This window comes from Acidovorax sp. GW460-11-11-14-LB4 (assembly GCF_059423685.1).
Window position 1 is genome coordinate 1 of record NZ_JBWKYJ010000073.1, and the last position, 23854, is coordinate 23854.

A 23854-nucleotide genomic window follows, 5' to 3' on the forward strand; every position below is an offset into this window, starting at 1 on the left:
CTCCCCACCCCGGCGCAGCCTCCGCGCCACAGCCCCCTGCGACTGATGCGGTGGCGCCTCCTGTCACCCATTACGAAAACTTCCCGGTCGCATCCCTGCTGTGCCCGCCCCACCTGCGCCAGCCGATTGCCGCCATCTACGGCTTTGCGCGCACGGCCGACGACATTGCCGACGAAGGCGATGCCCTGCCCGCCGCCCGGCTGGCGGACCTGGCTGCCTACCTGGCCGATCTGCGCGCGATTGCCCAGGGCCAGGCGCCCTCGCCCCGCTGGGCCAGCGTGTTTTTGCCGCTGCAAGGCGTGTTGCGCAGCCACCAGCTGCCCATGCCGCTGCTGGAAGACCTGCTGAGTGCCTTTGCCCAGGACGTCGAAAAAACCCGTGACGGTGAGGGCTACGCCGACCGCGACGAGCTGCTGGACTATTGCCGCCGCTCGGCCAACCCCGTGGGCCGGCTGCTGCTGCACCTGTATGGAGTGCACGACGCCGAGGCGCTGCGCCAGAGCGACGCCATCTGCACGGCGCTGCAGCTCATCAACTTCTGGCAGGACCTGTCCGTGGACATTCCCCGGGGCCGCCACTACCTGCCGCGCTCCGACTGCGTAGCGTATGGCGCCTGCCAGTCCGAGCTGCTGGCGCTGCAAAGCACCCGCGAGAACGCCCGCCTGATCGCCGACTGCGCCCACTGGGCGCGCACCACCATGCGAAGCGGCGCCCCCTTGGTGCACCGCCTGCCCGGCCGCGCCGGCTGGGAGCTGCGGCTGGTGGTGCAAGGCGGCCTGCGCATCCTCGACAAGGTCGAGGCCCTCAAAGGGGGCAGTCTGCACACCCGGCCCAAGCTCCGTGGATGGGACTGGTGCGTGATGCTGGGCCGCGCGCTGGTGATGTAAGAAAGATTCATGGGCCACAAGGCGGGCTCACACACTGGCCTACCAACGCAGCACCCAGTGCCCAAACGGCCTGTAGCGCATGATTCATAGGCACCAATTGCTACTTAATTAATAGCAAATTATTGGGGTGCCTCTCGCCCTTGACCCGGCAGGGGCAGGGATTGCGAGCATGCCCCTGCCACTGCACCCGGTTAGCCTCGCGGCCACCGTGGCAGGGCGGCGGCCAACACCCCACCCTGCCGGCCCGTGCCCGCGCGCCACAAGCGCTGGGGCACTTCTTTTGAGCCAGGGTCACCCCCATCATGTCCGTCAGCGTTTTCGACCTCTTCAAGATCGGCATCGGGCCGTCCAGCTCCCACACCGTGGGGCCCATGATTGCGGCCCGGCAATTTGCTTGCCATGTGCGCGACACCGTCGGCCTGGCGGCGGTGCACCAGGTGAGCGTGGAGCTGTTCGGCTCCCTCTCGGCCACCGGCGTAGGCCACGGCACCGACCGCGCCGTGCTGCTCGGTCTGGCCGGGCACGAGCCAGACCACATCGACCCCGACCAGATCGCCCCCGCCATCGCACAGATTCGACAGAGCGGCACGCTGGCGTTGCTGGGCGAGCATGCCGTGCCGTTTGTCGAAAAGGACCACCTGCTGTTTCGCCGCAAAAGCCTGCCGCTGCACCCCAACGGCATGGCGTTCCATGCGCTGGATGCGCAGGGCAACGACATCGCCATGCGTGAGTACTACTCGGTGGGCGGCGGCTTTGTGGTCGATGCAGCAGGCCAGCGCGTGCTCAACACGCCCGCCAGCGCTGGCGCCGATATAGCAGGCCATGGCCAGGGCCTGCCACACCCGTTCCGCACCGGGGCCGAGCTGCTGGCGCAGTGCCGCGCCACCGGCCTGAGCGTGGCCCAGCTCATGGCCGCCAACGAACAGCACTGGCGCAGCCCGGCCGAGGTGCGGAGCCAGCTGCTGACCATCTGGCAGACCATGGCGGGCGCCGTGCAGCGCGGCTGCGCCAGCACCGGTACGCTGCCCGGCCCCATGCATGTGCGCCGGCGTGCGGCCGAGCTGCACAAGAACCTGAGCCGCTCGCCCGAGGCCGCCCTGCGCGACCCGCTCTCCATGCTGGACTGGGTGAACCTGTACGCCATGGCCGTGAACGAAGAAAACGCCGCCGGCGGCCGCGTGGTGACGGCGCCCACCAACGGTGCGGCAGGCGTGATCCCGGCCGTGCTGCACTACTACGTCAACTTTCTGCAGGGCCCCATCCCGGCCAACAACGACGGCATTGCCACCTTTTTGCTCACCGCAGGTGCCATCGGCATCATCTACAAGGAAAACGCATCGCTTTCCGGCGCCGAGGTGGGCTGCCAGGGCGAAGTGGGCGTGGCCTGCTCCATGGCCGCTGGCGCGCTGGCCGCCGTGATGGGCGGCACGCCCGAGCAGGTGGAGAACGCGGCCGAGATCGGCATGGAACACAACCTGGGCATGACCTGCGACCCCGTGGGCGGTCTGGTGCAGATCCCCTGCATCGAGCGCAACGCCATGGGCGCGATCAAGTCCATCAACGCCGCCCGCATGGCGCTGCGCGGCGACGGGCAGCACGTGGTCTCGCTCGACAAGGTCATCAAGACCATGATGCAGACCGGCGCGGACATGAAGGTCAAGTACAAGGAAACATCGCGCGGCGGGCTGGCGGTGAATGTGGTCGAATGCTGACCCCCGCCGCCCTGATGCCTTGCAGTGCCAACGCCTGAACGCTATTCATTAGATAGCATTCAGACCATATTGCACTAGCGCCTGCTCCCCAAAAGGCTTCAAACCCTGCCACCCCGCTTGCCGGGGTGCGCCATGGGACAATCTCGCCCCATGACACCGCAGCAGTACGTACAGCAAAAAGCCGTGGCCTCGGGCAGCAGCTTCTATTACGCCTTTCTCTTTCTGCCTGCCCCGCGCCGCGCGGCGATCACGGCGTTCTATGCGTTTTGCCGCGAAGTGGACGATGTGGTCGATGAAGTGAGCGACCCTGGCGTGGCCCGCACCAAGCTGGCCTGGTGGCAGGCCGAAGTGTCCAAGGCCTACGCGGGCCAGCCCACGCACCCCGTGATGCTGGCGCTGATGCCACTGGCGGCCGACTACGGCATCGAACAGCGCCACCTGCAGGCCGTGATCGACGGCTGCCAGATGGACCTGGAGCAGACGCGCTACCTCGACTTTGCAGGCCTGCAGGGCTACTGCCACCTGGTGGCGGGCGTCGTGGGCGAAGTCGCAGCGCGCATCTTCGGCCAGACCGACCCGCGCACCACCGAATACGCCCACCGGCTGGGCCTGGCGTTCCAGCTCACCAACATCATCCGCGACGTGGGCGAAGACGCCATGCTGGGCCGTATTTACCTGCCCGTCAGCGAGCTGCAGCAGTTCGACGTGAAGGCGCATGAGATCTTGAAGCGCCAGTACTCCGACCGGTTCACCGCACTCATGCGTTTTCAGGCCGAGCGCGCGCACCGGCTGTACGACGAGGCCTTTGCCCTGCTGCCCGACGCGGACCGCCGCACCCAAAAGCCCGGCCTGATGATGGCCAGCATCTACCGCACCCTGCTGCGCGAGATCGAGCACGAAAACTTCCAGGTGCTGCACCAGCGCATCCGCCTCACGCCGCTGCGCAAGTTCTGGCTGGCCTGGAAGATGCAAGCCCTGGGCAGGATGTAGCCCGGCGTGGCACCGCAGAAAGTCGCTGTCATCGGGGCTGGCTGGGCCGGCATGGCTGCAGCCATCGCTCACCGGCAGGCCGGCCGCCAGGTCACCGTGTTCGAGGCCGCGCGCACGGTGGGCGGCCGCGCCCGCGCCGTGCCGGGCGTGCTGCCCGATGGCACAGTGGCCACGCTGGACAACGGCCAGCACATCCTGATCGGTGCGTACACCGAGAGCCTGCGCCTGATGCGCCTGGTGGGCATGGACCCTGCCACCGCGCTGCTGCGCCTGCCGCTGACCCTGCAGTTTCCCGATGGCCAGGGCCTGCAACTGCCCGACCTGCCCCCGCCGCTGGATGCGCTGCTGGGCATCGCGCGCGCCAAAGGCTGGGGCTGGCAAGACAAGATCGCTCTGCTGCGCACGGCCACGGCCTGGCAGCTGCGCGGCTTTCGCTGCGCGCCCCACACCTCGGTGGCAGACCTGTGTGCCCCGCTCACGCCCCGGCTGATGGCCGAGTTCATCGACCCGCTGTGCGTGTCGGCACTCAACACCCCCGCACGCGAGGCCAGCGGCCAGGTGTTTTTGCGGGTGCTGCAGGACAGCCTGTTCAGCGGACGCGGCGGCTCCAACCTGTTGCTGCCCCGTACCGACCTGGGCGCGCTGTTCCCCGAGGCTGCGGTGCGCTGGCTGGTGCAGCAAGGCGGCCAGGTGGTCACCGGCCAACGCATCCAGCGGCTTGTGCCCCTGCCCAGCGGGCGCTGGCAATTGGTGGGGGCTGTGGGCGCCGTCGGTACAGCGCAGGGCGCCGAAGCAGCCGACTCCTTTGACCACATCACCCTGGCATGCCCCTCGTGGGAGGCCGCGCGCCTGGTCGATGGCCTTGCCAGCACGGCGGGCCTGGCCGCTGCCGCCCGCTGGAGCGCCACCGCCAGTGCCTTGCGGTTTGAGGCCATCACCACCGTTTACGCCCATGCTAGCGGCGCACAACTCCCCCTGCCCATGCTGGCGCTGCGCAACACGGTAGAGCACCCGGCGCAGTTCGTGTTCGACCGGGGCCAGCTCGACGGCCAGCAGGGGTTGCTGGCCTTTGTGGTGAGCGCCAGCGATGGCGACCGGGCTCTCATCGAGCAACAGGTGCTGCAGCAAGCCGCTGCACAGCTGGGCCTGCCGGGCCTGCGCCCTGTGCAGACCGTGGTCGAAAAGCGCGCCACGTTTGCATGCACCCCCGGCCTGCAGCGGCCCGCCATGCAGGTGCTGCCGGGGCTGACGGCCTGCGGCGACTATGTGGAGGGCCCCTACCCGGCGACGCTGGAAGGCGCGGTGCTCAACGGCACCGCCGTGGCGGCCTGCGCAGCAGCGGGCTGACACAACACCACCCGGGCCAGCAGGCAACCCCCGGGTAACTACCAAGCCCGCTGACAGCATTCCGAAAGCACGACCCAGGCACCATCGCGCCACTCGCATACCGCATGCGCCTTGTTCGCCTTTGGGCGCGCTGGCCTTTCGGCCTTTTGTTTTGACGGAGACACCCCCATGCTTTCACACGAACACCCCGCCCTCTGGTCCCCCACCCGCCGCCATCTGCTGGGAGCCAGCAGCGCACTGGCCCTGGGCGGCCTGCTGCCCGCTGGTGCATCGGCCCAGGCGGCCTGGCCCTCCAAGTCGGTGCGGTTTGTGGTGCCGTTCGCTCCGGGCGGCAGCTCGGAGATCGTGGCCCGCTCCACCGCTGCCGAGCTGGGCAAGACGCTGGGCCAGAGCGTGTATGTGGACAACAAGCCCGGTGCCGCCGGCAACATCGCCATGGGTGAAGTGGCACGCTCCGACGACCAGCACACGCTGATCCTGGGCCACATCGGCACGCTGGCCGTCAACCCCTTCATCTTCGACAAGCTGCCCTACGACGCCAACAAGGACTTCAAGCCCGTGAGCCTGCTGGCCAAGGTGCCCAGCCTGTACGTGGTGCACCCCGACGTGCCCGCCAAGAATCTCAAGGAGTTCATCGCCTACGCCAAGAAGAACCCGGCCAAGCTCAGCTATGGCTCGGCGGGCAACGGCAGCGCGGGCCACCTGGCGTTTGAATACCTCAAGATGACCGCCGAGATCTTCATGCTGCACGTGCCCTACCGAGGCACCGGCCCCATGATGACCGACCTGCTCTCGGGCCGCCTTGATGCCGCTGCCGTGGGTGCTGCCGCCCTGCTGCCGTTCATCAAGGCCGGCAAGGTGCGCTGCATCGCCACCGGCTCGGCCAAGCGCCTGCCCCAGCTGCCTGACGTGGCCACGGTGGCCGAACAGGGGTTCCCGGGCTTTGAGATGACGCAGTGGTACGGCATGCTGGCGCCCGCCAACCTGGCCCCGGCCAACCTCGACAAGCTGGCGGCCGAGACCGCCAAGGCAGTCAAGGCCCCCGGCTCGCTGGAGCGCCTGAACGCGGACGCGGCCGAGGCCATTGGCGGCACACCAGCGCAGTTTGCGCAGTTCATCGCGTCCGAACAAGAGCGCTGGAAGAAGGTGCTGCTGCGCGCGAAGGTGAAGCCAGACTAACCCCCTGAGCCGCTTCGCGTCTTCCCCCTTTCTCTCGCCCCGCTGCGCGGGTCGGGATGGGGGACGCAGCCAGTGCGGCGGGGCGGCCCTTGCACGGCTGCCTGGCCTGGGCAGTGCGTGCTCGCAAGCTGACTGCTGGCGCTTGCGCGCCCTCGCCGCTCCGCGTTGAATGGTTCAATGCTGAAGGCAAGCCCTGCGTCATCCGCACAAACGGTAGCATCCCTCCATGCGCATCCTTCTGGCCGAAGACGACCACAACCTGGGCACCTGGCTCAGCCGTGCGCTGGAGCATGCGGGCATCCAGGTCGAATGGGTGAACGACGGCCGCCTGGCTGACCGCGCGCTGCAGCAGCACGACAACTACGACGCACTGGTGCTGGACCTGGGTCTGCCCGGGCTGGACGGGCAGGCGGTGCTGCAACGCTTGCGCGACCGCGACCAGCGCCTGCCCGCGTTGATCCTGACGGCACGTGATTCGCTGGACGAGCGCGTGCGCTCGCTCAACGCGGGGGCGGACGATTTTCTGGCCAAGCCCTTTGAGCTGGCCGAGCTGGAGGCTCGCCTGCACGCCCTGGTGCGCCGCGCGCGTGGCAACGAGCACCAGCGCCAGGCCTGCGGTGCGCTGGTGTACGACAGCGCCCGCAAGCAGTTCACCCTGCGCGGCGAGCCCCTGGCCCTGTCCCCGCGCGAACATGCCGTGCTGCGCGTGCTGGTGCAGCGCAGCGGCGAGCCGTTTTCCAAGCAACAGATCCTGGACCGCGTGTTCACCGACGATGACGATGTGCACCCCGAAGCCGTCGAGGTGTTTGTGCACCGCCTGCGCAAGCGGCTGGATGGCAGTGGTGTGCGCATCACCACGCTGCGCGGCCTGGGCTATGCGCTGGAGGCGGACTGACCGATGGGCCTGACCGCACGCCTGCGCCGCGCCAGCCTGTGGCGGCTGCTGGCCATGCTGCTGCTGCCGCTGCTGGCCCTGGTGACGGGCGTGGAGCTGTGGATGACCCGGCACGATGCGCTGGAGGCCGCCAACGCGGCCTACGACCGCTCGCTGCTCGGCGCGCTCAAGTCCATCGACGCCAACATCTCGACCGCCTCGGGCGGCCTGTCGGCCGAGTTGCCGTACAGCATGCTGGAATTCTTTGAACTCACGGCCAGCGGCAATGTGTACTTTCGCGTGGCGTCGTCCGACGGGCTGGTGGAGTTGGGCAATGCCGACCTGCCCCTTCCTGCTGGCGCGCTGGAGCCCGGCGTACCGCGTTTTTATGACGCCACCTACTTTGGAGAGTCCGTGCGGCTGGCCGCCTACCGCCGCGCGCTGGACCGTGCAGAGCCGGCATCCACCGTGCTGGTGCAGGTGGCCGAAAGCACGCGGTCGCGCCAGGACTTCACAGCCCGCTTTGTGCGCCGCGCAGTGCAGCGCGATGCGCTGGTGCTGGCCCTGATGGTGCTGGGCACTGCGGCACTGCTGGCCGTGGCGCTGCGCCCGCTGGCGCGGCTGGCGCGCGAGGTGCAGGCCCGCAGCGGCGACGACATGACCCCGCTGGCATCCAACGACCTGCCCGCTGACATCCGCCCGCTGGTGGACGCGGTCAATCAGCAGATGGCGCGCACGCAAGATCTGGTGGCACAGCAACGGCAGTTTCTGGACGATGCCTCGCACCAGCTGCGCACCCACCTCACCACGCTGCAGATGCAGATCGACTACGCACGCCGCGAGGGCGACACCACGCAGGTGCAGCACACGCTGGCAGCCATCGGAGGCGAGATCGCCCGCGCCACGCGCAGCACCCAGCAACTGCTGGCGCTGGGCCGCAGCGACACAGCGGCGGTGGAGCTGACGCCCTTTGACCTGGCCGCGCTGCTGCGCACGGTGGCGCTGGAGCTGCTGCCCCAGGCGCGCGCCAAGCAGATCGACTTTGGCATCCATACGCCCTCCGCTGGCATCGAGGCCGTGGGCGACAGTGGCCTGCTGCGCGAGGCCCTGACCAATCTGGCAGCCAATGCCATCGCCTACACCCCGGCGCAGGGCACCGTCACCGTGTCGGCCGCGGGTGACAGCCTGGGCTGGAGCATCTGCGTGGAGGACAACGGCCCCGGTCTGCCCGCCGAGGAGCGCGACGCACTGGGCCAGCGCTACCGGCGCGGCTCGCAGGCCACGGCGGGCGGCTCCGGCCTGGGGCTGGCCATTGCGCGGTCGATTGCCGAACGGCACCGGGGCAGCCTGCGGCTGCAGGCGCGCGCTGAAGGGACTGGGCTCCTGGCAATACTCTGGTGGCCCCGCGCCTGACACAGTCTGCTGAACAAGTGAACGCTCCACACCCCATGCCGCAGCCCTTGCCCACCACAGACCGTCCGCTGACAGCGCCTTGCAGCCGCCGCCAGCTGCTGCAGACGCTCGCGGCCGCCGCCAGCGCTGGCGCGGGCCTGGCTCCCTTCCCGGCGGCAGCCGACGCATCCCGTGAGCCGGCGGAATGCATTGCACCTTCACGCCCCGGCGGCGGATTTGACCTGACCTGTGGTCTGGCCTCACAGGCACTGCAGGCCGTGCGCCCTGGCCGCACGCCGCTGCGCACCCGCTACCTGCCCGGTGGCATTGGCGCGGTGGCATTTGACCAGGTGGCCACCGGCCGCCTGGGAGGGCCCGGCACGCTGGTGGCGTTCTCCAGCGGCTCGCTGCTCAACATGGCGCAGGGCCGCTTCGGCCCACACCCGGTGAGCGCCGTGCGCTGGATAGCGACACTGGGCAACGACTACGGCGTGGTGGCTGTGCACCGCGATGCCCCCTACCAGCGCTTGCAGGACGTGGTCACCGCCTTGCAAAAAGATTCGGGCCGCGTGGTGTTTGGCGCCGGCGGCACGCTGGGCAGCCAGGACTGGGTCAAGGCCGCGCTGCTGGTGCGCGCAGCGGGGCAAGACCACAAGCGCATGCGTTTTGTATCGTTTGAAGGCGGCGGCGAAGCGCTCAAGGCGCTGGGTGGCCGGCACATCGACATCTTCACCGGCGACGCGGCCGAGGCCACTCGGGCCGCTGCAGAAGGCCTGCCGGTGCGCATCCTGGCGGTGCTGGCCCCCACGCGGCTGCCCGGCACACTGGCCGCCCTGCCCACGGCACGCGAGCAGGGCATTGACCTGCAATGGACCACTGTGCGCGGCCTCTACATGGCCGCTAGCGTGCCCGATGCCGACGCCCACGCCTGGACGACCGCCCTGCAGGAAGCCCAGGCAGCGCCTGGCTACGCGGCCCTGTGCGCCCGCCATGGGCTGTACCCCTTCGCGCTGAGCGGCGCGGCGCTGGATGACTATGTGCAGCGCAGCCTGGCCGACTATCGCCGCCTGGCGCAGGATCTGGGGCTGCGGTCCTGGCCGCGTTGATCTGCGCTGCGCACCACCTCCTGAGCGATTGGTCCGCTGACCGTCCCTACGCGGGCAAGGCACCCACTCCTTGTAGTCCGGGCAACCCGGCAGACCGGTCATCGGCAGGTAGCACTGCTGTGCGGCGCTCGGCCTCGGCGTCTCCCGCTGCGGGCAAGGAAGACTGCGCCACATAGGCCGTCAGGGTGTTGCGCCACTCTTCGTTCGATGCGTCCATGGCGTGTCGCATGCGCGCCAGCAGCCAGCCTGCTGCCCCGACCGTCAAGGCCAGCATAGCCAGAAGCCCATACACCAAGGACGCCGGGAAATGCCCTGCTTTCAGCTGTTCCACACGGGCCAGCAATGCGAGCGTGGCCTGATGGTCTTGCTCGGCCTGCGCGCGCATGCGATCCACTTCCACCTGCAAGGCCTGCATGCGCGCGCCGGGGGATCCCGCGCCGTCCGGCGCGTTGACCTCCGCAGCCGAAGCCGCCACCGGCATCAGTGTTGCGCCGTCGGACGGAGCCCCTTCGCCCGAGGCGGGCGGCGTGACCAGCGCCGTCAACGGCTCCATCACCAGCCGGGGCTTGGACGGTCCAGGCGCAACAGGTGCCGCTGCTGGAGCCAACGAGGCGGTGGACGATGCCGACGCCTGTGCGGGGGGCGCTGCTGCGGCCTCGGGCGCCATGCTGGGCACGGTGCTGGGTGGCTCGTGAGGCGCCGTCTGCGCAGTGCTGGTCACGGAAGCCACTGCCGCTGTGTCAGCGGACCGGCTGCGCGCAACGGGAGCCCCGGCTGACTTTGCGGCCAGTTTCGTGCCCTTGCGGGCTACCCGGCTGGCGGCCAACGCCTTGCGCGGCCGCGAGGGGCCCATTGCGGTTGCAGAAGACGCTTCTCCGGCAACCACCCCAGCCGCCCGTGATGGGGAGGCATCTGCCAACGGCACCTCCCAGGGAATCGCCACTGGCCTCAGCCCGGCAGCAACGGTGGCGGGCAGATCGGCCAGAAAGGTGTATTCGCGCGTCACCCGGCCCGTGCAATGGACAGAAACCTGGGCCGTCAGCACCGGCTCGTCGGCCAGATGGGAGGACTGCACCCGCAGCACCGGATTGCGCTCCGGTTCGCCCGGCCGCACGCTCACCTGGACACGGCCTGCCGGCACGGCCACATCGCCAGACACCAGCCGCGCTTGCGGGCACAAGGCGTCCACCGACATGCCGGGGTCCAGCTGGACTTCAAAGCCCAGGTCGATGGGCTGTCCCAGCCACACCTTGCCTTGCGGCGCGCCCAGGGACAGGGCTTCCGCCGCCTCGGCCAGCAGCCCCAGGACGACGACGATCAGGGAGTTACGAAGCATCACAACCACCTCCAGCCATTGCAATTAGTTTCTACATGAAACAAAACACAACGGAAAGAAATGAATGCGCAGGCCTCAGTGCCAGACCCCGGACAGATCGCGGTTGGGTGCGCCTGGCGTTGAGCAACGGGCCGTGTGGCCCGCTACCGCTCCAGCCACCACTGAATCACCACCTTGGCCAGGAATCCCAGAAAACCCACGCCCAGGCCCAGGAAGAGCACAAAAGTGCCAAAGCGTCCGGCCTTCGATTCCCACGCGAGCTGCCCGATGATGAACAGCATGTAGGCGATGAACGCCCCCACCCCGTAGGTGAGGAAGAAGCCCGAGATCTGCGCCTCGGTAAATCCAAAAATCACGATGTCCCTCCAGGCCGGCGCACAGGGGCAGCTGACACTGCGGGGGCCACCAGGTCACGCTCGGGCAGGCTGGATGCATCCACCAGGTCGCGGTATGCGTGCCAGCTGGCATGCCCCAGCATGGGCATCACAGCGATCAGGCCCAGCAGCAGGGAACCCAGGCCCAGCAAGGTAAAGCCCAGGATGATCGCTGCCCAGAACGCCATCGGCAGCGGGTTGGTGATGACCGCCTGCCAGCCGGTGAGCACCGCCTGCAGCAGCGTGGCGCGGCGGTCCAGCAGCAGAGGCATGGCCACCACGCTGGACGCAAAAATGGGCGCGGCCATCAGGCTGCCCAGCGCCAGCCAGATTTCAAACAACCAGCCGTCACGCGCCATGACCACGTGGCGCAAAAAGTCGAGCGGTGTCTCGATGGGCACGGGCGCCAGCAGCGTAATGAGCGCCGCCGAGGTCATGACCCAGCCCGAGGCGGCCAGCGCCAGCAGGGCCCCGAACTGCAGCATGCACCAGTAGTCGCTGCCCCATTTGTTCACATGGCTGTTCTGCCAGTTGAGCCAGGTCTTGAGCACCACGCCCAGGTTTGCGGCTTCGCCACGCTCCAGCGCGCGGCTCAGCGCATACAGACTGGTGGCCAGCACCGGCGCCACCACCAGGAAACCCGACAGAGCCCCCGCCAGCAGCCAGAAGCGGTGGTGCGCCACGGCAAAGATGGCGGCACCAAACAGTGTGAGTGCCAGGCCATGCGCAAAACTGATCCAGCCCGCCCGCGCCATGTCGCGCCAGGCCAGCACCAGCCAGGTCATGGGCTGCATCATGCCGATGGTGCGGATGGCGGGCAACGGAGGGGGAGTACGGGGCATGGTGGGAGGGGTCGCTGAGCGACGATGGAGTGTGACCTGATCAGGCAGCGGCATCAACCGCCGCGCGCCCAAACCTTGACCTGAGGCAAGAAACCGAACCCAGCGAAACCGGTCAGGCCAACAGCCGGCACAGCGCGGTAAGGCTGTCCACCGTGGCATGGGGCGGTGTGTCGTCGTGCGGCCAGGGGTGGTTGGCACTGTTGATCCACACCGCCTGCATGCCGGCATTCAGTGCGCCCTGCGCATCCAGTGTGGCGTCGTCGCCCACGTGCAGCACCTCGTGGGGCAGCACATCAACGGCCGTGGCGGCCGCATGGAAGATGCGCACATCGGGTTTGGCGATGCCAAAGTCCGACGCGCTGATGCTGTGGCGAAAGTAGTGGCCGATGCCGATGCGGTGAATATCGGCATTGCCGTTGGACACCGCCACCACCGGGTAGCGCGCTGACAAGAAAGCCAGCGTATCGTGCGCATCGGCAAACAGCTCCACCCGCTGGCGCTCGGCAAAGAACAAATCAAACGCCGGTTCGGCCAGCGCGGGCTCGTCACCGGCCTGCGTCAGCGCCAGCCGGATGGACTCGCGCCGCAACGCGCTCAGGTCGCCCTTCAGGTCAGGGCGCAGGGTCACCATCTGGTTGCGGATGGCGCGCAGGGCCTCGGTGTCCGAGAAGAGTGCCGCTGTGGCGGGCGCGTGGTGGGTCAGCCAGTCCAGCAGCACACTTTCGGCCCGCGTGATGGTGGGCCAGATGGGCCAGAGCGTGTCGTCCAGATCGATGGAGATGGCGCGGATGCGGGAGGTGTCCAGAGAGGGATTTGGCACAGGGCGCACCTGAAGGATGAAGGCGAAAAAAGAGGCCCCGGCGATGCACCAGGGCGAGGGCCGCAAAGCATACCGCAGGCCTTTGCGGAATGCAGTGCGTTCAACCCGGGTCTGGCGCGCCCCCAGGCCCCAACGAAGATCCGCGCACCACCAGCAGCCCGGGCAGCAGGCTCTCGCGCGCAGGGCCTTCCAGGCCGTTGATGCGCTCCAGCAGGCACTGCGCTGCGCGTTGCCCGATGGCATCGGTGGGCTGGGCCACCGCGCTCAGGCCGGGCCGGATCAGCGACGCCCATTCGGGGTCGTCAAAGCCTACGAAACCCAGCTGTTGCCCAAACGTCCACCCCAGGCGCGAGACGGACGCTGCCACCCGCAGCGTGACCACCGAATTGCCCGCCACCACCGCGCAGCGCTCACCGGGCCGGGCCTGCCGCAGCAGATCGGTGAGTGCCTGGTCCAGTACGTCGTCGCCCTGTTCGGCCGCCAGCTCCAGCACTGTGCCGCGCACCGCCGAGCCCTTGGAGGACACCAGCGCACGAAAGGCCTCCGTGCGCTCGATGCGGGAACTCACACCCAGCAAGGGCTGGGTGATGTAGAGCAGGCGCTGCCAGCCTTGCTGCTGCAGATGGGCGCAGGCTTCGCGCATGGCGCCCTGGTTGTCCAGCGAGACGAAGTCTGCAGCCAGCCCGGCATGGCGCCGGTCCACCAGCACGGCGGGCTTGCCGTGCAAGGTGTTCACATCCGCCTGCCCCTCGCCCTGCCCCAGCGTATTGAGGATGAAGCCATCCACCTGGTAGCTGGCCAGCGCGTCGATGGCCGCGCGCTCGCGCTCGCGGTCGTTGCCCAGGTTGAACAGCATGACCAGGTAGCCCGCGTCCTGGCAGGCTTTCTCGGCCCCGCGCAGCACAGCCACCGAATAGGGGTTGGTGATGTCGGCCACCACCAGGCCAATGAGCCGCGAGCGGCCATGGCTCAGCGCCTGGGCCATGGGGCTGGGCACATAAGCCAGCTTGGCGATGGCCGCCTCGACCCGCGCGGCAATGTCGGGGCTGAGCAGGCGTTCGCGGTGGTTGAAGTAACGCGACACCGTGGCCTTGGACACACCGGCCTCGGCCGCCACATCGGCGATGGTGGGACGGACGCGCGGCGCGGTGGAGGGCGCGGGTGTCGGCGGGCTCATGCGGGCACGGCGTTGTACACAGCAGCGGGCCGTTCGCCCGCCAGGGCCTGCAGCAGGTTGGTGGTGGCCAACGCGGCCATGGCATGGCGCGTGTCGTGCGTGGCCGATCCAATGTGCGGCAGCGGGGTCACGCGCGGGTGGGTGCGCAGGGGCGACGCCAGCGGCAGCGGCTCGGTGGCAAACACATCCAGCCCCGCTGCGCGCAGCGGGCCATGGTCCAGCGCGTGCAGCAGGTCTTGCTCCACCACGGTGGCACCCCGGCCGCCGTTGATGAAGATGGCGCCGGGCTTCATGGCTGCAAACAGTTCGGCGTTGACCATGCCCCGTGTGCTGTCCGACAAGGGCAGCATGGCCACCACAAAGTCCGACTGCGCCAGCAGCGCAGGCAGCGGCGTGTGGATGGCCTTGCCCTGTAACTCAGGGGCCTGGGTCGCCAGGTCCACCGGGCGGCGGGCGTGGTACATCACCGGCATGCCGAACCCCAGTGCGGCGCGGCGCGCCACGGCCTGGCCAATGCGGCCAAATCCGAGCAGGCCCAGCGTCTTGCCATGCACATCGCTGCCAAACAGGTCTTCTCCAATATTCTTGGTCCACCGGCCCTCGCGCACCAGCTGCGACAGCTCCACCAGCCTGCGGCTGGTGGCCATGAGGAGGGCAAACACCGAGTCTGCCACCGTTTCGTCGAGCACTCCGGGGGTGTGGCACAGCATGATGCCGCGCGCCTGCAGCACGTCCAGCGCGTAGTTGTCCACGCCCACCGAAATGCTGGACACCGCCTGCAGCCGGGGCGCACGTGCCAGCACGGCGGCATCGATGGGAAAGCTGGAGCCGATGAGCCCATGCGCCTGCGCCAGCGCTGCGTCAAACCGCGCGCGCTCGTCGGGCTTGCGCGGGTCGGCCACTGTCACGTCGTGCACGGCAGTCAACCGCGCGAGCTGGTCGGGCGGCAGCTCGCGAAACACCAGCACTTGCTTGCGCGCTGGGCTTGTGCTGCCGTCTGTTGAAGGTAGCGGCAGGCTCACAGGCCCGCCTCCTGCAGCTGGGCGCGGTTGGGCAGCCCCTCGGTGTCGCCCAGCACCTGCACGGCGCGGGCACCAATCCAGGCGCCACGGCGCACGGCGGCGGGCACAGTCAGGCCTTCCAGCAAAGCGCTGATCACGCCCACCGCAAAGCCATCGCCCGCGCCCACGGTGTCCACCACCTGGGCCACTGGCACGCCGGGCACGCGGCCGGTGCCGGCCACGTCGCTGTCGTAGTACGCGCCCTCGGGCCCGAGCTTGACCACCACCAGCTTGGCGCCGCGCTCACGGTAAAAGCGTGCCACGCCCTCTGGAGTGGTTTCGCCGGTCAAAAACACGCCCTCTTCCATGCCCGGCAGCACCCAGTCGGCATAGGTGGCCAGGGTGTTGATCCAGTGGCGCATGGTCTCGGGCGACGACCACAAAGTGGGGCGCAGGTTGGGGTCGAAGGAGATGGTGCGGCCTGCAGCACGCATCACCTCCAGCGTGCGGATGGCGGCCTGCAGGCTGGTGTCGGAGATGGCGGCAAACACGCCTGTGGCATGCAGGTGGCGTGCAGACCGAAGCCAGGGCTCGTCCACATCGGCGGGCCCCATCTGGCTGGCGGCAGAACCCTTGCGGTGGTATTCCACCTGCGGGTCGCGGCCATCCATCACGCGCTCCTTGAACTGGAAGCCCGTGCGCTGCGAGGCATCACACACCACGTGGGAGCAATCGATGCCTTCGCCCTGCATGGCGGCCAACAGCGCGCGGCCCATGGAGTCGGTGCCCAGACGGCTGGCCCAGCCCACCTTCAGGCCCAGGCGCGCGAGGCCGATGGCCACATTGGTCTCAGCCCCGGCCGTGCGCTTGTGAAAGCCGGTGGCGTTCTCCAGCGGGCCGGGCTCGTTGGCCACCAGCAGCAGCATGGCCTCGCCAAACAGTGCAACATCGAAGGCCGGCGTGGTCATGCGGCCTCCCGTGCAGCGCGGATAAAGGCCACCTGCTCGCGCGTGACAGCCACCAGGTCGTCACCCACCAGCGGATATTCAATGGCATGCGGCACATCGGCTGGCAAGGCACGCAGCACGGCGCGCCAGGGCGCCACCGAATCGGCCAGCGGCACCGCCACCCACTTGGCGGGCAGGCGCTGCACGCCCTTGCAGTGCACATAGCGCACATAGGGTGCCAGTGCCTGCGCGGCCTGCAGCGGGCATTCGCCCTGCCAGTGCCAGTTGCCCATGTCAAAGGTCATGCCCAGGCTGAGCCCCGCCTGCGCCTGGGCTGCAAAAAACGCCTGCATGGCGGCCAGCGTGCCGGCGGTGGCGGTCTGGTCGTTCTCGATCACCAGCTCCACCTGCGGAGCGGCCTGCAGCAGCGCCTGGAGGCGTTGCAGCGACGTATGCGATGTCGGCAGGGTTGCGCCAAAGCCACCAATCGACATCTTCAGGCGCGGAGCACGCAGCACCTGGGCGGCCTGCACGCCACGTGCAAGGGCTGCTTCATCCAGCTCGCCCTGCGCGGTCCAGAGGCCTTCGGGGCTGGAGTACACCGCCGCCCGGCCCGCCAGCGCGGGCAGCTCGGTGGCCGCATCGCGCAGCAGCTCGCCACGCACCTCCGCGCCGTCCGCGCCCGCTTGCTGGGCCAGGTCAGTGCACCACAGCTGGCCGTGGCGACCGGTTTCGGCCGCGCCGAAGGAGGACAGGGAAATCAATACCTTCATGTGTTTCTTTCAGGCCGCGCCCCCACGGAGCGAAGGCCATCAACCGCACGACCTGTGAGGTCTCAATGTGCGTGGGTCTGTGCGTGGGTCTCAATGTGCGTGGTGTGAACTCAGGATCTGGCCCAGGAACTGCCGTGTCTTGTCGTGCTGCGGCTGGCCGAAGAACTGCTGCGGCGGCGCCTGCTCCAGGATCTTGCCGTCGGCCATGAAGATCACCCGGTCGGCCACGCTGCGGGCAAAGCCCATCTCGTGCGTCACGCACAGCATGGTCATGCCGTCTTCGGCCAGGCTGATCATGGTGTCCAACACTTCCTTAACCATCTCGGGGTCCAGCGCCGAGGTAGGCTCGTCAAACAGCATCACCTTGGGCGCCATGCACAGCGCTCGCGCAATGGCCACGCGCTGCTGCTGCCCACCCGACAACTGGCTGGGGTGCTTGTGCGCCTGCTCGGGGATGCGCACGCGGGTCAGGTACTTCATGGCCACTTCTTCGGCCTGCGCCTTGCTCATGCCGCGCGAACGCATGGGGGCCAGCGTGCAGTTTTCCAGAATGGTCAGGTGCGGGAACAGGTTGAACTGCTGGAACACCATGCCCACTTCGGCGCGCACGGCATCGACGTTCTTGCCGCCAGCGGTCAGGTCGATGCCATCGACCTCGATGCGGCCCTTTTGCACCGTCTCCAGCCGGTTGATGCAGCGAATCAGCGTGGACTTGCCCGAGCCCGATGGCCCGCAGATCACGATGCGCTCCCCTTGCCGCACCGACAGGTTGATGTCGGCGAGCACCTGGAAGCTGTCGTACCACTTGTTGACCCCTTCCATGCGGATGATCGGCGGTGTGCCGGGGGCGGTCGTGACTGCGTCGCTCATCAATGGCTCCTTATCGTTCAGGCAGGCTTACTGCAGTTTGGGCAGATCAGCGCCCAGCCACTTCTGGTACAGCTTGTTCAGCTCGCCATTGGCGGTGTTGCGTGCCACAAAGTCGTTCACGGCCTTGGTCAGCTCGTCCTGGCCGGGGCGCAGGGCAATGCCCATGGCTTGCTGCAGCAGGTTGAACTTGTTCTCGAACGTGTTGGCGGGCACGCGCTTGGCGATCTGCGCCGCCACCGTGACCGAGCAGCCAATCGCATCGACCTGGCCCGAGATCAGTGCCTGCATGGCCGATGCGTCGTCGTCAAAGCGGCGGATTTCGGTGCCCTCGGGCGCGGCCTTGGTCACGGCCACGTCCTGGGTGCTGGCACGGGCCACGCCCACGCGCACGGTTTTCAGATCGGCAGCGCTCTTGATGTTGGCGCCGGTCTTGCCGTACAGCACGATGGTCGCGGCCGCATAGGGCTGCGAGAACTGCACCTGCTTGGCACGCTCGGGCGTGATGGCCAGCGAGGCCACCAGCACATCAACCTTGTTGGTTAGCAAAAACGGAATGCGGTTGGGGCCGGTGACGGGCACGATGTTGGCCTTCACACCCAGGTCCTTGGCCAGCAGCTTGGCCACGTCTGCGTCGTAGCCGTCGGGCTGGTTTTGCGCGTTGGTGGTGCCGTAGGGCGGAAAGTCCACCAGCATGCCGATGGTGATCTCACCCTTCTTCTTGATGTCCGCCACGGACTGGGCCGAGGCCAGCGGCGCAAATGCCGTGAGCGCGGCACCCAGGCCCAAGGCAGCCAAAGCGGCGGTGGCGGTGCGGCGTTGCAAAGAAAAAGTCATCGCATGTCTCCTGGTGGTTGGTGTGAACGAGAACAGAAAGAAAAGAGGATGGCGGCGCGTGGGTCAGCGCGCCAGAGCACGTGCGCGTTTGCGCTCCATGCGTGCGGCCAGCAGCGACAGCGGCCAGCAGATCACGAAGTACAGCGCAGCCACGGTGGTGAACACATGCAGCGGCTGGAAGGTGGCGTTGTTGATGATCTGCCCCGCCCGCGTGATCTCGGTGAAGCCGATGATGGCCGCCAGCGATGTGCCCTTGATGATCTGCACCACGTAGCCCACCGTGGGCGGCAGTGCAATCTTGAAAGCCTGGGGCAGCACCACAAACCGCATGCGGGCCACGTACTTGAGGTTCAGGGCCTGTGCCGCCTCCCACTGTCCACGTGGCACCGCCTCGATGCAGCCGCGCCAGATCTCGGCCAGAAACGCCGCGCTGTTCAGCACCAGCGCCACACCCGCCGCCACCCAGGGGTTGATGTCAAACCCCAGCACGGGCGCACCAAAGAAGATGAGGAACAGCTGCAGCAGCAGCGGCGTGCCCTGGAACACCTGGATGAACACGCGCGCCGCATTGCGCGCCGCCGCGTTCTCTGACGTGCGCGACAGCGCCACCACCAGCCCCAGCAGCGCACCGCCGACGAAAGCAATCGCTGACAGCGCCAGCGTCCACTGCGCGGCCTGCACGATGAAAAGGAATTCGGAGAGTCCGAAGGTACGCATGGTCGGTCTCCTTATCGGCGGTCTGGGTAGTTAAGGACGCGCTGATAGATCAGCTTGAACAGCGCCGAGAACGACAGCGCCAGCGCCAGATAAATGGCCGTCACCACGATGTAGATCTCAAAGCTGCGGAAGGTCTGCGACTGCAGGTTGGCCGCCACCGAGGTCAGGTCGTCTGCCGAGATCACCGACACCACGGCCGAGCTGAGCATCAGCAGGATGAACTGGCTGGTAAGCGCCGGGTAGATGGCCTTGAGCGCGGGCTTGAGGATCACAAACCGGAAGATCTCCCACGGCTTGAGGTTGAGGGCCTTGCCCGCCTCGATCTGCCCCTTGGGAATGGACTCGATGCCCGCCCGCACGATCTCGGCCGCATAAGCCCCCAGGTTGACCACCATGGCTGTCAGCGCCGCCGTGTAGGGCGACCAGCGCAGGCCGATGGATGGCAGCGCAAAGAAGAAGAAAAACAGCTGCACCAGAAACGGCGTGTTGCGGATGACCTCGATGTACGCATTGATCAAAAACCGCAGCCAGACCGGCCCGCCGGTCTTGCCCCAGGCGCAAAAGATGGCCACCACCAGCCCCAGCAAAGTGGCGGTGAGCGACAGCTGCACGGTGATCCAGGTGCCCTTGAGCAGCAAGGGCCACGCGGCAAACACGGCATCGAACTGGAACTGGTAATTCACGGTGGACAGTCGTTATTCCAAAGTGGCGCCAGTTTATGAAACCGGTTTCATAACCACATCAGGGAATACCCGATGCACTCCAAAAAGGGGCTGAAAACACCTGAAGACGCCATGCCCGGCACTGATCTCGCAGGCGGCTGTGTGCCGGGCGGCAAATAGGCTCCCAGCCCGCACTGGCCCGGCGCGTGGGTGAAAATGCCGCATGCCTTCCTTCCACCCCGAACCCCCTTTCACCCACGGCCAGGCCGACCGCACTGCCGTGCTGCTGTGCAACCTGGGCACGCCCGACGAACCCACGGCCCCGGCCGTGCGCCGGTATCTGGCGCAGTTCCTGGGTGACCACCGCGTGGTGGAGATCCCCAGGCTGCTGTGGATGCCCATCCTGCACGGCATCATCCTGCGCACGCGCCCGGCCAAGTCGGCCGCCAAATACGCCAGCATCTGGACGCCCGAGGGCTCGCCCCTGGCGCACTGGACGGCCAAGCAGGCCACGCTGCTGCGCGGCTGGCTGGGCGAGGCAGGCCACGCGGTGCTGGTGCGCCACGCCATGCGCTACGGCAACCCCTCCATCGCCAGCCAGCTCGATGCGCTGAAGGCCGAGGGCGCCACGCGCATCCTCATCCTGCCGCTGTACCCGCAGTATTCGGCCACCACCACGGCCAGCGTGTTTGATGCGGTCTACACCTGGGCTGCTGCCACCCGCAACGTGCCCGAGCTGCGGTTTGTGAACCACTACCACGACGCCCCCGGCTACATCGACGCCCTGGCCCGCACCATCGAAACGCACTGGAAGCACCACGGCCAGCCCGACCAGCTGGTGATGAGCTTTCACGGCGTCCCCGAGCGCACCCTGCACCTGGGCGACCCCTACCACTGCGAATCGCGCAAGACAGGCCGCCTGCTGGCCGAGCGCCTGGGCCTGCGCGAGGAGCGCTACCGCATCACCTTCCAGTCGCGTTTTGGCAAGGCCAAGTGGCTGGAGCCCTACACCCAGCCCACCATCGAGGCGTTGGGCAAGGCAGGCACCCGCCGTGTGGACGTGGTGTGCCCCGGCTTCACCAGCGACTGCCTGGAGACGCTGGAAGAAATCAACATGGAAGTGCGCGAGGCGTTTTTGCACGCGGGCGGCAAGGAGTTTCACTACATCCCCTGCCTGAACGACAACCACCACTGGATCACGGCGCTGAGCCGCGTGGCCCAACAGCACCTGGCGGGCTGGCCCACCGAGGCCCCCACCGCCGCCGCACTGGCCGATGCACGCAGCCACGCGCTGGCCGGTGGTGCACCTGCCGGGGTATGCCCGGTGGCGCACTGATGCGCATGCCCATGCCATTACGCATGCGAACGCAAAAGCGAATGGCACCGGGCGGCCTGCGCGCCCATGGTCATTCACTACATTATTGATAGCACTCAGGGCATATTGCACTAGCGCATCTGCCCGTTTTGGCTCATATTTTGGTCGCCAGGTGCTGCACGGCTGCCTGCCACGCCCTCCGCACCGCCCCCTCCTACATCCACATCAATGCCCGCTTTTGCCCTTGCCCCCCACCAGTTGCGTCTGACTATTGACCCCGCCACGCTGGGCTTTGCCAGCACCGCCGAGCTGCAAGACCTGCCCCTGCCCTGGATCGGGCAGGAGCGTGCCCAGGCCGCTGCGCAATTTGGTCTGGCGATGCAGCAGCCGGACTACCACCTGTTTGTGCTGGGCGAAGTGGGCAGCGGGCGGGCGTCACTGTTGCGCCAGGCCATGCAGGCCGAGGCCGCAAAACGCGCGGTGCCGCCCGACCTGTGCTACCTGCACCACTTTGACCAGCCCGACCGCCCCCGTGCGCTGCGCCTGCCCGCAGGCGAGGGCCGCCTGCTGCGCCAGGGCCTGGCCGACATGGCACGCAGCCTGCAGGCCGACATCCCCAAACGCCTGACCAGCCCCGACTTCAAGGCAGAGGCCGAGCGCATCGAGAAGACCTGGCAAACGCAAGAGAACGAAGCCTTTGCAACGCTGGACGCTTTTGCCGAGGCCCGCCAGTTCCGCCTGAGCCGCGAGGCCGGGCACATGGTGTTCACCCTCACCGGCCCCAAGGGCCAGCCGCTGACCGAAGGTGAAGCACGCGCCCTGCCCCGCGAGCGCCGCACCGAGATCGACGCCGCCGAGCAGGAGCTGCGCGCCGAGATCGCCAAGTTTCTCGAAACCACCCGCCCGCTGGAGCGCGCGCGCGACGACGCCCTGGCCGCCCTGCGCCGCCAGACCATCAAGCCGCTGGTGGAGCACGCGCTGCACGGCATCCGTCAGGGCCTGCGCAAGCAGATCAAGGACGCCGTCAAGCTCACGCAGTGGCTGGACCAGGTGGAGCGCGCCGTGCTGGACCACATCGACCTGTTTGAGCCCGGCGACACGGACCAAGGCCAGGACGCCGAGGACGACCGCAAGGACGCACTGGACGACCTGCTGGCCCGCTGCCAGGTGAACGTGGTGGTGGACAACCACGGCCGCACCAGCGCCCCGGTGGTGGTGGAAGACAACCCCACGGCCCGCACCCTGTTCGGCAGCATCGAACACGGCGCAGACGCCGACACCGTGCAGGCCGACCACGCCAGCATCCATGCGGGCAGCCTGCTCAAGGCGCATGGAGGCTTCATCCTGCTGCACCTGCACGACCTGGCCGCCGAAGAAGGCCTGTGGCCGCGCCTGCGCCGCTTTCTGCGCTGCGGGCGCCTGCAGATCGAGGACGGCAGCGGTGGCGGCGGCCCCGCCCATGCGCCCGGCGGCGCCGTGGCTCTGCAGCCCGAGCCGGTGGACGTGGATGTGAAGATCGTGCTGATCGGGTCGGTAGAGGAGTACTACGCCCTGCAAGAGGCCGACCCCGACGCCGCGCGCCGCTTTCGCGTCAAGGTGGACTTCTCAGACCGGTTCATCGCCACCCCGGGCACCCACCAGTCCTCGGCCATCCTGGTCGCGCATTGCTGCAAAAAGCGCGGCCTGCCCCACGTTGCCGCCGACGCCGTGGCCCTGCTGCTGGAGCAATCGCACCGCGAGGCCGACGACCAAGGCCGCCAAAGCGCCCGATTTGCCCACACCGAAGCACTCGCCATCGAAAGCGCCGCCCTGTGCAAGGCCCGCGCAGGCACCCTGGTGCAAGCCGCCGACGTACAAGCCGCCCTGGCCGCCCGCACCCTGCGCCACAACCAGCCCGAAGAAGAACTGCACGAGTCCATCACTGAAGGTGAGCGCCTGATCACGCTGCAGGGCTCCATCACCGGCCAGATCAACGCCATGACGCAGATCGACCTGGGCGACTACCGCTTCGGCTTTCCGGTGCGCATCACCGCACGCACCTTTGCCGGGCAAGAGGGCCTGCTCAACATCGAGCGCGAGGTCGATATGTCCGGCCCCATCCACGACAAAGGCGTGCTCATCCTGCACAGCTACCTCACCGCACTGTTCAGCCACGTGGCGCCGCTGGCGCTCAATGCCTCCATCGTGTTCGAGCAGGAATACAGCGGCGTGGAAGGCGACTCGGCCTCGTGCGCCGAGCTGTACGCGCTGCTGTCCAGCCTGTCAGGCCTGCCCCTGCGCCAGGGCATTGCGGTGACCGGCGCACTGAACCAGCACGGCGAGGTGCTGCCCGTGGGCGGCATCAACGAAAAGATCGAAGGCTGGTTCCGCGCCTGCGCAACGGCGGGGCTGGACGGCACCCACGGCGTGCTGATTCCCGCCCGCAACCAACGCCACCTGATGCTGGACCGCAGCGTGCTGGACGCGGTAGAGCGCGGGCTGTTCCACGTCTACACCATGGGGCATGTGAGCGAGGGGATTGCGTTGCTGACCGGCGAGGCATCGGGCATGAGCCCGGCGGAGTTGCTGCAGGCGCAGGCCGATGAGCTGGCCGGAGGCGCGGCCACGGTGGAGGACACGGTGATGCAGCGGGCGGAGGTGACGCTGCGGGCGTATCGGCGGGCTTGTCAGGTCGCGGGAGGTGCGCGGCGGGGGCGAGG

The 23854-nt window shown here is 68.0% G+C and carries 22 protein-coding genes; 10 read left to right on the forward strand and 12 right to left on the reverse strand.

Annotated elements, in window-relative coordinates:
- From hpnC to AC07X4_RS20100, 8 genes are all read left to right on the forward strand, one after another.
- On the forward strand, nt 1-887 hold an 887-nt coding region (gene hpnC / locus AC07X4_RS20065; protein WP_494741064.1), incomplete at its 5' end, for a squalene synthase HpnC.
- A gap of 302 nt (nt 888-1189) precedes the next feature.
- Nucleotides 1190-2599 carry an L-serine ammonia-lyase gene (locus tag AC07X4_RS20070; RefSeq protein ID WP_494741065.1) on the forward strand — a complete coding sequence of 470 codons (1410 nt, stop codon included), beginning with the start codon at nt 1190-1192 and terminating at the stop codon, nt 2597-2599.
- A 150-nt stretch (nt 2600-2749) separates the two neighbouring features.
- Nucleotides 2750-3589, forward strand: coding sequence for a presqualene diphosphate synthase HpnD (hpnD, locus tag AC07X4_RS20075; protein WP_121942531.1), 840 nt, complete (start codon nt 2750-2752; stop codon nt 3587-3589).
- Nucleotides 3590-3640: 51 nt separating this feature from the next.
- The gene (hpnE, locus tag AC07X4_RS20080; RefSeq protein WP_494741079.1) at nt 3641-4936 is read left to right on the forward strand and encodes a hydroxysqualene dehydroxylase HpnE; all 1296 of its coding nucleotides are present in this window, start codon (nt 3641-3643) and stop codon (nt 4934-4936) included.
- A 168-nt stretch (nt 4937-5104) separates the two neighbouring features.
- Nucleotides 5105-6115 (forward strand): Bug family tripartite tricarboxylate transporter substrate binding protein, encoded by a 1011-nt coding sequence (locus tag AC07X4_RS20085; protein WP_494741066.1) that lies wholly within the window; start codon nt 5105-5107, stop codon nt 6113-6115.
- Between the two features lie 226 nt (nt 6116-6341).
- Nucleotides 6342-7010 (forward strand): response regulator, encoded by a 669-nt coding sequence (locus AC07X4_RS20090; protein ID WP_015014896.1) that lies wholly within the window; start codon nt 6342-6344, stop codon nt 7008-7010.
- 3 nt (nt 7011-7013) lie between these two features.
- Nucleotides 7014-8402 (forward strand): sensor histidine kinase, encoded by a 1389-nt coding sequence (locus tag AC07X4_RS20095; protein ID WP_494741067.1) that lies wholly within the window; start codon nt 7014-7016, stop codon nt 8400-8402.
- A gap of 35 nt (nt 8403-8437) precedes the next feature.
- On the forward strand, nt 8438-9487 hold the full coding sequence (locus AC07X4_RS20100; RefSeq protein ID WP_494741068.1) for a tripartite tricarboxylate transporter substrate-binding protein: 1050 nt from the start codon (nt 8438-8440) through the stop codon (nt 9485-9487).
- Between the two features lie 46 nt (nt 9488-9533).
- On the opposite strand, the gene AC07X4_RS20105 is transcribed toward AC07X4_RS20100, so the two are convergent.
- From AC07X4_RS20105 to AC07X4_RS20160, 12 genes are all read right to left on the reverse strand, one after another.
- The gene (locus AC07X4_RS20105) at nt 9534-10823 is read right to left on the reverse strand and encodes a type IV pilus assembly protein FimV (protein WP_494741069.1); all 1290 of its coding nucleotides are present in this window, start codon (nt 10821-10823) and stop codon (nt 9534-9536) included.
- 143 nt (nt 10824-10966) lie between these two features.
- The gene (locus AC07X4_RS20110; RefSeq protein ID WP_056064510.1) at nt 10967-11179 is read right to left on the reverse strand and encodes a DUF2788 domain-containing protein; all 213 of its coding nucleotides are present in this window, start codon (nt 11177-11179) and stop codon (nt 10967-10969) included.
- Entirely contained in the window at nt 11176-12039 is an 864-nt protein-coding gene (locus AC07X4_RS20115) for a DUF2189 domain-containing protein (protein ID WP_494741070.1), read from the reverse strand. The genes AC07X4_RS20110 and AC07X4_RS20115 overlap by 4 nt, the downstream gene beginning before the upstream one ends.
- 112 nt (nt 12040-12151) lie before the next feature.
- Nucleotides 12152-12859 carry an HAD-IA family hydrolase gene (locus AC07X4_RS20120; protein WP_288851120.1) on the reverse strand — a complete coding sequence of 236 codons (708 nt, stop codon included), beginning with the start codon at nt 12857-12859 and terminating at the stop codon, nt 12152-12154.
- 100 nt (nt 12860-12959) lie between these two features.
- On the reverse strand, nt 12960-14036 hold the full coding sequence (locus tag AC07X4_RS20125) for a LacI family DNA-binding transcriptional regulator (protein WP_494741071.1): 1077 nt from the start codon (nt 14034-14036) through the stop codon (nt 12960-12962).
- Nucleotides 14033-15058, reverse strand: coding sequence for a 2-hydroxyacid dehydrogenase (locus AC07X4_RS20130; RefSeq protein ID WP_494741072.1), 1026 nt, complete (start codon nt 15056-15058; stop codon nt 14033-14035). Before AC07X4_RS20130 ends, AC07X4_RS20125 begins: the two co-directional genes overlap by 4 nt.
- Nucleotides 15055-16005, reverse strand: a complete 951-nt coding sequence (locus tag AC07X4_RS20135) for a sugar kinase (protein ID WP_494741073.1) — start codon at nt 16003-16005, stop codon at nt 15055-15057. Before AC07X4_RS20135 ends, AC07X4_RS20130 begins: the two co-directional genes overlap by 4 nt.
- The gene (locus tag AC07X4_RS20140) at nt 16002-16757 is read right to left on the reverse strand and encodes a sugar phosphate isomerase/epimerase family protein (protein ID WP_494741074.1); all 756 of its coding nucleotides are present in this window, start codon (nt 16755-16757) and stop codon (nt 16002-16004) included. Before AC07X4_RS20140 ends, AC07X4_RS20135 begins: the two co-directional genes overlap by 4 nt.
- A gap of 90 nt (nt 16758-16847) precedes the next feature.
- A complete protein-coding gene (locus AC07X4_RS20145) occupies nt 16848-17627 on the reverse strand; it encodes an amino acid ABC transporter ATP-binding protein (RefSeq protein ID WP_494741075.1) in 780 nt (259 codons plus the stop codon).
- 27 nt (nt 17628-17654) lie between these two features.
- Nucleotides 17655-18461 carry a transporter substrate-binding domain-containing protein gene (locus tag AC07X4_RS20150; protein ID WP_015014908.1) on the reverse strand — a complete coding sequence of 269 codons (807 nt, stop codon included), beginning with the start codon at nt 18459-18461 and terminating at the stop codon, nt 17655-17657.
- Nucleotides 18462-18524: 63 nt separating this feature from the next.
- Nucleotides 18525-19178, reverse strand: coding sequence for an amino acid ABC transporter permease (locus tag AC07X4_RS20155; RefSeq protein WP_146871396.1), 654 nt, complete (start codon nt 19176-19178; stop codon nt 18525-18527).
- Between the two features lie 11 nt (nt 19179-19189).
- Complete coding sequence (locus AC07X4_RS20160) at nt 19190-19861, reverse strand: amino acid ABC transporter permease (RefSeq protein WP_494741076.1); 672 nt, start codon at nt 19859-19861, stop codon at nt 19190-19192.
- 202 nt (nt 19862-20063) lie between these two features.
- Here AC07X4_RS20160 and hemH point away from each other — a divergent pair, with 202 nt between their 5' ends.
- Together hemH and AC07X4_RS20170 are read left to right on the forward strand one after the other, a co-directional pair.
- Nucleotides 20064-21176, forward strand: a complete 1113-nt coding sequence (gene hemH, locus AC07X4_RS20165) for a ferrochelatase (protein WP_494741077.1) — start codon at nt 20064-20066, stop codon at nt 21174-21176.
- Between the two features lie 207 nt (nt 21177-21383).
- Nucleotides 21384-23854, forward strand: a 2471-nt coding sequence (locus tag AC07X4_RS20170) for a Lon protease family protein (protein ID WP_494741078.1), incomplete at its 3' end; no start/stop codon positions are given.